Origin of the sequence: Leucobacter coleopterorum (assembly GCF_011382985.1) — a bacterium.
Taxonomy (GTDB): Bacteria; Actinomycetota; Actinomycetes; order Actinomycetales; family Microbacteriaceae; genus Leucobacter; species Leucobacter coleopterorum.
This window is the reverse complement of sequence record NZ_CP049933.1, coordinates 2,556,115-2,568,641: the sequence shown is the minus strand read 5'-3', so window position 1 is coordinate 2,568,641 and position 12,527 is coordinate 2,556,115. Positions and strand designations below refer to the sequence as shown.

At 60.1% G+C, this 12,527-nt stretch carries 7 protein-coding genes; all 7 read left to right on the top strand.

The window, feature by feature from the left end; genetic code table 11:
- Positions 1–96: 96 nt before the first annotated feature.
- A complete protein-coding gene (locus G7066_RS12045; RefSeq protein ID WP_166331361.1) occupies positions 97–1,344 on the top strand; it encodes an RNA polymerase sigma factor in 1,248 nt (415 codons plus the stop codon).
- A gap of 286 nt (positions 1,345–1,630) precedes the next feature.
- Positions 1,631–2,740, top strand: coding sequence for an RNA polymerase sigma factor (locus G7066_RS12040; protein WP_166331359.1), 1,110 nt, complete (start codon positions 1,631–1,633; stop codon positions 2,738–2,740).
- Between the two features lie 296 nt (positions 2,741–3,036).
- Complete coding sequence (locus G7066_RS12035) at positions 3,037–3,612, top strand: hypothetical protein (RefSeq protein ID WP_166331358.1); 576 nt, start codon at positions 3,037–3,039, stop codon at positions 3,610–3,612.
- A 47-nt stretch (positions 3,613–3,659) separates the two neighbouring features.
- Positions 3,660–5,744: a hypothetical protein gene (locus G7066_RS12030; protein WP_205881446.1), complete on the top strand. Its 2,085-nt coding sequence runs from the start codon at positions 3,660–3,662 to the stop codon at positions 5,742–5,744.
- Entirely contained in the window at positions 5,744–7,690 is a 1,947-nt protein-coding gene (locus G7066_RS12025) for an SdrD B-like domain-containing protein (protein ID WP_166331356.1), read from the top strand. The genes G7066_RS12030 and G7066_RS12025 overlap by 1 nt, the downstream gene beginning before the upstream one ends.
- Positions 7,691–7,867: 177 nt before the next feature.
- Positions 7,868–8,965 (top strand): hypothetical protein, encoded by a 1,098-nt coding sequence (locus tag G7066_RS12020; RefSeq protein ID WP_166331355.1) that lies wholly within the window; start codon positions 7,868–7,870, stop codon positions 8,963–8,965.
- A 50-nt stretch (positions 8,966–9,015) separates the two neighbouring features.
- Positions 9,016–12,399, top strand: coding sequence for an LPXTG cell wall anchor domain-containing protein (locus tag G7066_RS12015; protein ID WP_166331354.1), 3,384 nt, complete (start codon positions 9,016–9,018; stop codon positions 12,397–12,399).
- Positions 12,400–12,527 lie beyond the last annotated feature (128 nt).

The following is a 12,527-nucleotide window of genomic DNA, read 5'->3' as shown; positions in this document are numbered from 1 at the left end:
CCGCCCACACACGCGGCTGTATACACCTTGCGAGACAGAGACCAAACCCAAAGAAGGGATGCAGTATCTGAGCAGTGCGCTCAGACAGGGGGGAACATGGCGGAAGGCGCCGAAGAGGACTTCAAAACGCAGGATCGAAGACTGACCGCCGCGCATCTTGCGGGGGATCAGAGCGCGTTCGCGGAGCTCTACCGCTTGCACGAACCGTACGCGCGTGGCTGGGCGATCCGATTCGCTCACCGGCAAGATGCAGTTGACGACATTGTCTCGGAGAGCTTCGCCCGCGTGCTCGAAGCGATGCAAAAGGGTGGCGGTCCCCGGGTCGCGGTGGGGCCGTATCTCATCACCACCATCCGCAACGTCGCTACCTCGCGCGCACGGGAGTTAAATAAGGAGGTCAGTGTTGAAGATGTTGAGCTCTACCTGCCGGAAGAACCGGAACCACTGACCGAGCCTGACACTGTGCTTCTTGAGGCTTTTAACGGCTTGACCGAGCAGCAGCAGCTCGTGTTCTGGCTTAGGAGCATCGAAGAGCTGAGGGGCAAAGATATTGCGCGTGTCTTGGGTGTGAATACGAGCACGGTCGACGTGCGTTACTACCGCGCGAAGCAGGCCCTCACTCAGAAATACCTCGAGTGCGTCACCGCAGAAAACATCCCTGCCGGGCACCTCTACAGCGCCGAGCAGATCATCGGCTGGAACCAGCGTCTGGACAAGTCAAAGCCGGGAACCGCCGAAGATACACAGCTCATGACGGGGCGCTCGAGAAGCGCACGAGATAGGCGGATCGGCGTACACGTTGAACACTGCGAGCACTGTCAGGCCGCCCTTATTGCGCGGCAGAAGATGGTCGAGAGATTCCGGGTTGTGGTGTTGCTGCTGCCGGTGAGTATCGCTCTCGGATTGGGCAGCCGAACAACCGCAGCGTCAGCGACGGTTGCCTCAGCAACCGCCACTCCCGGTGTCATCCTTATGGGTGCGGCAGGGGTGTTAGTTCTTATTGGGTTATTGCTTGCCGGTGGCGTGAGGGGCGAGCCGACCCGGGCGACACCGCAGCCCACAGCAACGCAAGCGCCACAGGCCACCGAGTGGAAAGAGGTGGCCGCCCTCGGTGGTTGCCGAGTCGTTTACGTGCCCGAGGAAGGTAACAGGCACCTAGAGGTGCTGAACGCTGGGGCGGGCGAGCAGAGCTGCGATGTTGCGGTGTTTCACGATGAGGAGAAGCTCGGGGACATCGGCATCGTTGGTAAACGGGGCATCATTTCGGCGCCGCGAAGTGGTGAGTACGTCGTCACGGTCACCTTTGGAGAAGAGACGGAGACGTTTCGGTTCTACGCTGACTAGCGCATTGGAGCGTAGCTGAATGGGACTGTGAGATCTGGGCGACCGTATGAAAGGCGAATCTTGGTTTGGGGGTTCGGGCTCTGTGGTGGGAGAGCGCGATGTCGGTCTGCCTGTTTCATCTGATATAATTCCCTCGTCTGGGTTGGGGGCACTCGGGCACGGATCTGGCTTCGGCTAAACCTCGAGTTTGGCTTTGTCAAAATTGGGGGAGTGAATCAAAATTCGCAGTTTCACTGACTGGGATGACGTTCGACTGTGCTGTTTTGTTGCTGACGACTCCAATGGAGTGAAAGAGCGGCAGGCGGCGTTTGCTGAACTCTACTCACGGTACCGAGGCGTCGCGTTCGCGCGTGCCCTGCACCTTGTGAGGTCGAGCCATCATGCTGAAGACATCGTTGCGGAGGTATTCGCAAAGATTTTTGCCGCGCTGCAAAAGGGCCTTGGCCCACGCACCTCGTTCATTGCCTACCTATTTACAGCCCTTCGCGGTGAACTAGGACGCGCAACCAAGACGGAGCGCAACACGAGCGCTCTTGCAGATGACGAACTTGAAAAGCTGCCGGCCGTCGCCATAGAAGATGTCTCGGTGCAGCACATGGAGAACGATCTGCTCGCTCGTGCGCTGGGATCGCTCTCCGAGTCGTGGCAACGTGTGCTGTGGCTGACTGAGGTTGAGGGGCTTAGCCACGACCAAGCGGGTGAGCTGCTTGAGCTTTCTGGGAATGCTGTGGCAGCCCTCGCGTTTCGGGCCAGGGAGGGGCTGCGCGTTGCATACCTGCAGCAGTACATTGAGCAATCAGCTCCGGGATGCAGGGGTGTTGCGGCCTTTCTCGCGGGGTATGTGCGTGGCAGCCTCCCTGCCCGCAAGAGAAAAGTTGCTTCGGAACACCTGCAGTACTGCAAAGTTTGCGCGGTCCAGGTGGCGAAACTGAAGGTGCTCAATCAGAGTCTGCGCATCGTGTTTGGACCGCTGCTCGTCGGTGGTGGTGCCGGGGTGGCCGTTGCTCTCACGCCCGGAAGTGGCGCCGCGGCTGCATCTGAGGGCGTTGTTCGCAACATTGCTCTCTTGGTCAAGGGCAAGGCAAATCTGCGTGCCATCGGCGTACTTTTCGCACTGGCCGCCGGGGTGGCCGGGGTGTTCCTGTTTGTGCAGCCCGGGCAGCAGGCTGAATCTTCTGCTCCAACGACACCAGTGAACAAGGTAGCTGAGTTGGATACGGAAGAACCTCACTCGACAAGTGCTGACGCCGAGGAGTCTGCCGCAGTGGATCGCGGGGAGCCCGGGGTTGAGACTGCGCCCCGCGGTGAGTCAGTGGAAACCTCTCGCGAATCTGACCCCGCGCCCGAACGGCCAGGTGGCGATGACGCCTCGCCCAACTGGGTGCTCATTCACTAGCGCGAAATGCGTGGTGTAGGCCTGGACTGGCCACCGTGCTCGTGGTGGATCTTCAGCGCGAAATTATAGGACTTATCCCGAAGCTGGGATTTGGCTGAGAGATCGGGCGGCTCCGTAACGTGGCCGGTCGAGGAAGGTCTCTTGCTCTGTTGGGTTTCTGCGCACCCGCCTGCTGGCAGGCGCTCAAAAGTGACGAAGCTCAACTATTCAACGATGTTGCCAATGACTGTGGGGAGTGTGCGCTTGACCGTGCGAAAGAGGATCCGAAGATCTGGGGGAAACGGGGGACAGCCGGAATGCTGGCTCTGCTGCTCGGGCTTACGCTCATGCCGAGCGGTGTTGCTTGGGCGGAAGAGACCGCAGATCCACCAGTCGTTGGTGAGGCTCCCGAGACGAACGCTCCCGAGGCAGGCGCGCCTAAAGGTGTCGATCCCCAAACTACGGAACTGCCCCAGGGGGGTGAAGGTGCCGCCGAGACGGCCCCTGCTGAGGAGCCGCTGGCCTCTCCCGCTCGGGATCTCTTTGCTCCCTCCACGGCTGCGACACCCGCACAGGCTCCGGCAACGGCCGACCCCGATGACGAGCTCCCTTCGATCTCGATGAAGCTCTCCAGGTACCGCAGCGGCACCGATCCCTTCACCCCCGGCGACAACTCGGCCGGAAACGACGCCAGCTCGACCAACGACATTGTGCGGGTCAATGACACCGTGGTGTACAAGGTTGAGTACTCGGTCTCAAAGAGCGATGCCGAAAACCTCACCTGGTCTGTGGCGCTGCCAAAGGGGATGGAGATCCTCGAGATGCCCGGATACTGCAAGGCAACTGGATCATCCCTCCTGCCCGCTGCTGCGGGAACCCCAAGGTGCCGCTAACGGCCAAGTCTGTTGACGAGCTCGCTGAGCAAACGCTCACCTGCAACGTGGGCAACAAATCAGCAGCGACTGACTACGTATTCTTTACGGTGAAGGTGCTCAACCTCGTGCACCAGGGGCAGACCCTAGCGGTTAAGTCCGCGTCGATCACGGCCGATGGCCTCGACAAGCCCGTTGCTGCTACCGGTGCGCTTCCCACGGTTAAGGCTTCGGCTCGCCTAATGTGGGATCTGTCGAAGAACAGCATCGGAACCGGCGAGAACGCCGGGTATGTCTGGGGTCCGTACGTCCAGCCCTGCTACTGGGACAAAACGCGTGCCTGTTCCGTGAACATCTACTCCCTCTATCTTTCGGCTCCGGCCAACGGTAAGGGGGCGATGCCCGCGATCGGTGACATCACGCTCACCGACGATGTCTCGCCGGAGGCACTCTACCCGAGCATGAGCGTAGACAAGATCGCTGCTATCAATGCTGATCTTGACAAGTACGGCGCTCGCATCATTAGCTATAGCGGGGTGCTCTCAGGAGGCCCCGCCAATGTGATTGACGGCAAGAGCAAGAACGCCGCCAACTCCGTACGCAACTCGGGCAGCGTGAAAATTGATCAGAAGGGACCGGGCGAGCCCGCGAAAATTAGCATTCGCAATGCTGACACCTCACTGCGTAGTTACCCCACCAAAACGTATTCCGACGGTAAGGCATTGCCAGCGAATACCGCCTATGCGGTTTCCAGCAGTGTTCAGGTGTCGACCCCGGTGGACACGATTCGTGACTTCGGCAAGGTGAACGCCTCCGGGGATCACTGGACGCTGCCCACTCGCAACGTGTTCTCAGACCTCAGCATCTCGGGCTTCACTGCTTCCGATCACGAGACGAGCGCCGACCAGCCCGGCCCAGAATCCGCGAATTACCCTGGCATCCACTGGAATGACTACCGCACCACAACGCCCTCGGTAACACTCGCGGGTAGCTTCGCAAAGGACTTTGCGGGAGTTCCGGGCACCACCGGAAACATGACCGCGGAAGAATTCACGCCGGGAAACAACTACTTTGAGGGCCCTCCGGGTGGCGCACCACTCGGTAGCGGCGGCATCACCGTCGCGCCCAAACAGGACGTGGTGAGTGTACTCACCGTAGGAGGGGCGGACATTGCGACCCCCGCTGAGGTGAGCGTGGTTGCGTGTGACGCCTGGGATAACACTCGCCTGCATCTGCGTGCCGGCAACATTCCCGCGTCTTCCGATGCCAGAGCGCAGTTTGTTGGCTCAGACGGGGCACCCGTCTGGGTGTCTGGATACAACAATGTGCCTGACACAGCTGACAAGGCCAAGTGGGCCAAGCAAAAGAGCGAGACGCCCGAGCTTAAGGTGCAGTACTCGGCGCTTCTCGGATCGGCAGGCGCAAACTCAGCGTGTGGTGAGGATCAAGGGCCCTGGTACGACGCACCAGAAAAGGTTCCCGGCAACGATCCAGCACTAGCTGCCAAGGGAATTTACACGGGCGTAGCGCGAGTGCGTGCCCACATCGTGCTCCCCGATACGCAGGGGCTTGAAGTTGCGAACTTCAACCAGGTGCGCGCCTACATCTCTATTGGAATGCGGGTTGCTGACGGCGGCAGGGGTGCCGGTGACATCTTGCCCAACTGGGGTTCCCTGAAGCGGGTGCCTTTGGACCGCCTCAATATGCAGGATGTGCTCGACGCTCCGAGCAAGTGGGGACTTTCTGACTACGTTCCAGGAGCGAACGTGGCCGATCCCGATGGAAACGTCGGTAAGCCCGGCGACCGACTCATCCTTGCTGACGCTCAAGCCCGCATCGCTAAGAAGGTGCGGAAGGGCGACACCGGTGAGTTCTCCTCGATGCCACCTCAGGTGACCGGTGGCGATCTGGTGCAGTACGAGCTTTCCCCGTCGCTCACCTCAGGCTCGGCGGCCACCGGTGTACTCAAAGACGTGTGGGTTGAGGACTGCCTTCCTGCGTCACAGACTTACTCTGAGGCGACCCGACCCCGACCACTGTTACCCTCGGGTCAACCCCGGGTGACGCCAAGCGTGCGGCCTGTGGCGCGGACGAAACCTACATTAGGTGGGTCTTTCCAAAGCACGAGGTCAACACAACCATCGACCCAATAGTGCTGTCGGCCGAGGTTTCACCGACGGCGGGTGACGGCGTGTACCAGAACACGGTTGTGGTCTGGGCTGAGGGCGACTCCTCGACGGTGGAGCAGCGTAGTGATAGTGCTCAGGTACAGCTCAGCAACATTGCCGGTGTGAAGCTTGAAAAGATTGCACTAACCCCAGTCACGCAGGTGAATCGTGCGGGTCAGGCGCAAAACGAGCTGAATCGTTGGGCCGTGCGCCTCAGCAATACACTGCCCGCTGCCGAAGCGAGTGCGGTCACTGCTCCAGACATGATTGATGTGCTCCCCAAGAACGGAGCCCTGGGCTCTAACTTTGCTGGAACGCTCGACTTTGTCTCTGCAGTTGTTACTAGGGGCGATCGAGTGGCTCTCTTGTACACGAGTGCTGAGACCTTCTCTGCCAACCCGCAGCACGTTTCAAACGCTGCTGATGGATCTACCACCTGGTGCGATGCTCCTGTGGGTGGAACCCGAGTGCTAGGCATGGGTCACTGCCCCGCTGCAGCAAACGAAGTAACTGGTGTGCGCGTGCAACGTCCGGGGGCCTATGAGTCCGGTGAGGTTATTGAAGTTGAAATCTCGATGGTCGGTGTTGGCAACGCAGCTGAGAACGTGTATGTGAACCGCGTCATGGCGGCTGCTGGAGGCCTCGATAATACAATTGGCCCCCTCAACCGCCCAGAAACAGTGGTCGCCTCATCCGTGGGCAACCGCGTGTGGTGGGATCTCAACCGCAACGGTCTACAGGATGAGTTCGACGGTGCGGCAGAACCCGACGCGAAGAGCGTTCCGGTGCGCATCTCAGGCACCGACGACCTCGGCAACTCCGTCGAGGCCTCGGCAGAGACCGATGACTCTGGCAACTACGTGTTTGAGAACCTCCGTGCCTCCGACGCCAAGGGTTACGTGGTCACCTTCGAAAAGCCGGTGGGGGCGGAGTTCACCACTCCTCGTGTTGAAGACACCGCACCCGTTGGGCTGCTCGGTACGGACTCCAACGTGGAGATCGACTCTGACGCGGACACCGCAACCGGTGCCTCGAATCCGGTGGTGCTCGGTGTGAGTAGCTCGGATCCAACGATCGATGCTGGTCTACTGCCCTCGGGCGGCCTACAGATCAATAAGACCCTTGAGGGAGCTGGTGCGGCAGAGTTTGCCGTGGGTGACAAGCTCGTCTTTGACGTCGCGTGCACCTTTGAAGGCGAGAATGTGCTGGAGCAGCAGGTAACGCTTGAGGTGAACGGATCCGAGGCGATCACCTCAGATGTGCTCGGACCGTTACCTGCCTTCGCGAGTTGCAAGGTGACAGAGAGCGCTGCCGGACACGCTGACGAAGCGGCGGCACCGGTCGACGTCACTATTCCGTGGGATCCCGCCACCCAGCAGGCCGGTGTGGTGACCGCGTCACTGACCAACTTCTACTCGGCAGGCACCCTTGCCGTTACAAAGAAGCTCGATGGTGACAAGGCGGCCGTCGACCACATGAGCGAGGCCGTGTTCGAGATCTTGGTGACCTGCCAGATCTCGGAAATGGATGCCGCGGGCAAAGAAAAACGAGTTGATGTCTACTCCGGCTCCGTCAAGCTCAAGGGCGGGCAAACCAAGATGCTCGTCAACGATTCGGGGGATCCGCGTTACCTTCCGCTCGGCGCGAAGTGCTTCGGCGAAGAGGTCGATAACGGTGGTGCGAGCAAGGTCGAGATCTCGGCGAGCAGCTTCGAAAAGGGAGTTGCGGTGACGCAGGGCACTCCAAATGACCTGCAGAAGCTCAATTTCACCGTGGTCAACACCTTCACCTGCTCGAAGGAGATCTGCCCCGATGATCTCTCCCCCGTGAAGCCGAATCAGGGTGAAGCTATCCCAGGTCTGCCGGTGACGGGCTCGCAGTTCGGCGGTGCGGCGTTAATCGCACTCGCGTTATTGCTCGGGGAGGCTTGATTCTACGTAGACGCAAATCTATCGTTTGAGATTAGGGAGGGGTTTTCTTAACTGAGAACCCAGGGAGACTCTCACTGCAAGAAAAGGTAGCCGGGGCGAGCACACGCTCGTTCCCGGCTACAACCCGCGAAGTGTTCTGTGCTAGCTGGGTGTGGGGTTAAATATAGGGGAAATGAAATGAGCGTTCTGAAAGCCGCTATCTCGCGTACGCGAGCGGCGCTGGCTCTAGTTATTGTTGGCTGTTTGGTAGGCACTCTCGGTGCCGCCGATGCGGCCTCGGCCGTCTCTGCACGGCCCGCCGAAGCCGTGGAGTCTGACGAATCCGGAAAAGCTGGCGAGGCCGAAAAGGCCGGTGAAGTCGACACATCAGATGCGCCGAAGGCTTCTTCAGGTGAGCAGCCTGCTGAAGCCGAAGGAACTGATACGCTGAAGCCAGCTCAGGGGTCCATTTCGTTGCTCTCTATAACGCAACCCCAACTGACGGTTGTGTCGGATGGCACCGCTGTTTTTGACGCGAACGACGATCCGGGCAACGACTCGGGTGCAAACAACGGGATCGTGCGAACAAACGACACTGTTCAGTATCGTTTGGAGTTTGACTACGACGGACCCACGACCGAGCCGTACGCCATCTCGACTCTTCCCGCGGGAATGGAGTGGCTGGCCGCTCCTCCGCAGTGTAACGGGACTGGTGCGACCCCAAACCCGACCGGACTGTATGACTCGACCACGGGCGCACCGGGTGGGGATCGCCGGGTGCTCATCTGCCAGAAGCCGACGGCCACTGAACCGGGTACCGAGTCGATCAGCCCTGTAGCAAAGGTGACCACCGAGTCGATCAATGGTCAGGTTAAGACTGTTTTGTTTGCGCTCGGTGACGCTGATGGAAGTCCGCTGGTTGCTTCGAACGAGGTGTCTACAACGGTATCGGCCGGTGCCTTCTACGATCTGCGGAAGAACTCGACCGGCTTCTTCGCTACAACCGGTCCCAACGGGGAGCCCGGTCTCGTGAACCAGTTTACCTTTGGTATCGCAGTCATCCACCCGACCCGTACGGGTGATCAGGCGCTGAAGGGCATGACTCAGCTGGCTTCACCGATCACGTTTACCGATGACGTGAGCGGCGTTTCTGCGAACGCCCGCTTGATGAACTGGAACACCCCCGAGGTCTCGACGGGAACGGGAGCCCCGGATGCGCAAACGTTGGCATCAATAATGCCGTTCCGGCTTCGCGAATTGGCATCAGTGGCTCGACGGCTGACAACGCGGTGGTGAACACCGGAACGATCACTTGTGCTCCTGGATCGCCGGGTGGAGAGTTTACGATGACACTCACCGGTACAGACACGCGTGGAGTGTCATTCCCAACGAGAGCCGGCACGGTCGCGTTGCCCGCAGGCACGTTCTACGTTGCGACTGGTGTAGCGTACGTCTGGCTTCCGGTGCAAGACGTCGTCGACGCTGGCGGCCAAAAGGCGCTGACAAACACCTACACGGATTTCGATCCCGACGACGTTGCAGGCAACTCCAACTTCGGTGACGGAACCGAACCGACGGCCAACAACAGCCACACCCGCACAGTAACAGCAGGGGCCGAGAGTGCGGTGAAGTACTATCGTGATTTCGAAACCGGCGGTGCTCCTGGCGAATCAAGTGGTATTTGGCAGGGTGATATTCGGGCAACGGCCGGCTTCGTCGTACGTTCAAACGTGCAGTACACGAGGTCGATTGTTGAAGCGGAAAACGTGATTGTCTGTGACGTATTCGACCACACTTCGCAACGTCTGGTTGCGAGAACCCCTGCTATTGGCCCGGCTTCGACAAGAACGGACGGCCTCACAGCCGGCGATTTTGTGCTTGAGTTTGGGGCGCCAGCTACCTATCCGACCACGTACGCCGAGATGCGGTCGACCACCTGTGAAGACAGTGACGCCGTGTGGACGACCGATCCCACCGCCGCAGCTCTCGGCGGCCAGATCTCGCCCGACGGCTACCGGGACAGTATCGACCGGGTGCGCATTCGTTACCTCGTGCCGGTACCGGGCAACTCGAGCCAGCACCTCAACACGTACCTTCGTGTGACCGGGCCGTCCACGCTCGACTCGACCAACAATCCTGATGGCACGCTCGTTTCGAACTTCGCGCGTTTCCGTTCGGGATCAACCCCGCGCTGGATCACGAATACTTACAATCCCGTTGCCCATGCCGGAAGTGCGGGTGACCGTATTCGCCTGGTCAACGGTGAGGTCCGCGTGAACAAATCGATCCTGGAGCAGAACCCCGGATCGGGGAACCAGGTGGCCCCCGGCACAGACGCGCGCTTCCGCTTGGAGCCGTCTGTAACAACCGCCGGTGGTGGCACGCCCGGTGATCCAATGCGCGACGTCATCTTTACCGACATTCTTCCGGCAACGTCACCGAGAATGACGGTCAACCCGCTGAGCGTTACCAGCCCTGACGGTGCCGCGGTCGAGTTCTGTGACGCGTGTGACGGCTCCGACTGGAACGCAGTCCCATCTGGTACAGCGCACGGCGTGCGTTGGAAGTACGGTTCAGTGCTGCCTGGAACGGTGTTGCAGCCGCTCGAATACTCTGCACGCGTGCCGCTTGATGCGACCAACGGGATGCAGTATATGAACACGGCGGTCGCAACCTCGTCGGACGATCCGTCGTCCCTCGCGCTGCGGAGCTCCTCGGCCACAGCCCAGGTGATTGCGGGCGCGACGGTCTACGCGACGAAATCGACCGCGACGCCGTATCGCCCGCTTGCGGGCCCGCTGGTGTGGGATTTGACCGTAAAGAACGCAACATCGAGCGCGATGGAGCGATTGGATGCGATTGACGTGCTGCCGTTTAACGGAGACGCAAGGCAGCCCGCCTCTTCGTTCTCGGGTGGGTTCAGGGGAATGTCAGTGGCGGATCTGCCCGGCACGGTCCAGGCATACGTGACGACGATTAGCCCCGACGTATTGGACGCGCAGGACGGTGCTCAAGACGGCTTCGCTGATCCTGGATCGCCGGGTGACGCCTGGTTTGAGGAACCTGGATCGGGCGCGTGGGCGTGTACGGTGAGCCAACTTGGCACCGCCGGGTGCCCGAACGCCTCGCAGGTGACTGCGATCAGGTTTGCGTCGCCGTCGGCCACGGGAACAACCGTGCTGGACGCGGGCGAAACTCTTACGTGGCAGCTCACGCTTGTTCCCACCGGAGATACGAGCGGTGACACCTACACGAACAGGTTCCGGATGCGCGTGAACCCCGAGGTGTTGAGCAGAGCCGTCTCTACACCCGACGCAGCTATTCGAGTGCAGAGCCCGCTGGTTAATGTTTCGAAACAGACGTGTACTGCCGCAGACGTTCAACTGTGTGATCCGGCGGATGACGCAGTGTGGGCCGAGACGCACACCGTGCGCCACGGCGGAACCGGTGTATTCAGGATCCGAGTGACGAATACTGGGCCAAACTCCGGCGACGTGACCGTGACAGATGAGCTCCCTGCCGGGCTTGAATATGTTGCTGATAGCGCCGTCGCGAGTGCGGGAGATGTGACGGGTCTTGTGCCGGTGTGGAGCGTTGGTGAGATTGCTCCGCAGCAGTCGGGGACGCTGACATTCCAGGCCGTTATTCCTGAGCCGGGTGAGCAGGTGAACACTGCGACCGCGGAGATCGTGGACGAGTTTGGCCAGAGCGACAGCGACGAGGATAGCTCTGCGCTGGTTGCGGCGGCGACAGATGTCACGATTCAGAAGAATGTGACGAGCTCTGAGATTGATTCCTCTGGTGTTGGCACCATTGTGTACCAGCTTGAGGTGGCCAACACTGGTCAATTCGATGAAACGTACTCGTTGGAGGATGCTTTTGCGTTCGCAGACGGCATCGAGATGACCGAGGCGAGTGTGGAGAACGTTGCTCCTGGCGACCTGGTGACTGATCCTGGTTGGAACGGTGCTGACGCGGTGGCGATCGTAACGGATACGCCCATTGCTGCCGGTGAGACTCATCGGTTTGTGGTGACTGCTGAGGTTTTGGTGCTTGGCGGCCTTGGGGCCGACGTGACCGGTTGCTCTGCTGGTGGTGGTCTGCGTAATGTGGGCGCTCTGCTGGTAGATGGCGTTCGATTGACCGATACCGGGTGTGTTGACGCCCCTGCGAGTCGCGTTGAGGTTGAGAAGACCGGGCCCGCAACGATGGTTGCCGGTGGTGAATTGACCTGGAAGATTCGTGTGGAGAACACCGGGGACCTTGATGTTGCGGGGTTCTCTGCTCGTGACGAGCTGCCAGATGGCGTTGAGTTTGAATCAGCTGCTGGTGATCCTGAGGTTACTGACGGTGTGCTGGTGTGGCAGATCGACAGCTTGAAGGTGGGCGAATCGGTTGAATATTCGGTGACTGCTCGGGTGGTCGCTGAGGCCGGTGAGAAGATCACGAACTGTGTGGTTTCTGTGCCGCCTGCTGACTGGGGTGAGGGTCAAGCAGCTGCTGCCCAAGCCGGTACGGATCCAGCCAATACCGACGAGTTGGCGCCGGGTGAGGATCAGTCGTGTGCGTCAACGGAGGTGACCGCTAGCGGCGGAATCCCCGGTATTGGTGGACGGCTTCCACAGACAGGCGCTGGCCTGGCAATCGCAACTCTCGCCGGTGTTTTGGTTGCCGCGGGAATCGTGCTGTTCCAGCGCAGGCGCAGAGCTGCTGAGTCGGATGCTGCTTAGATCTTTGATCTTGCTGCCGCTCGAAGTTAAAACGCGAATGATTTTTGTTTGATTCGAAAGGAAAAGAATGACGGACTTGAACGCCCAGGCTAGGGTGAGGTTTCGAACCCTGCCGGTTCTCTTTACGG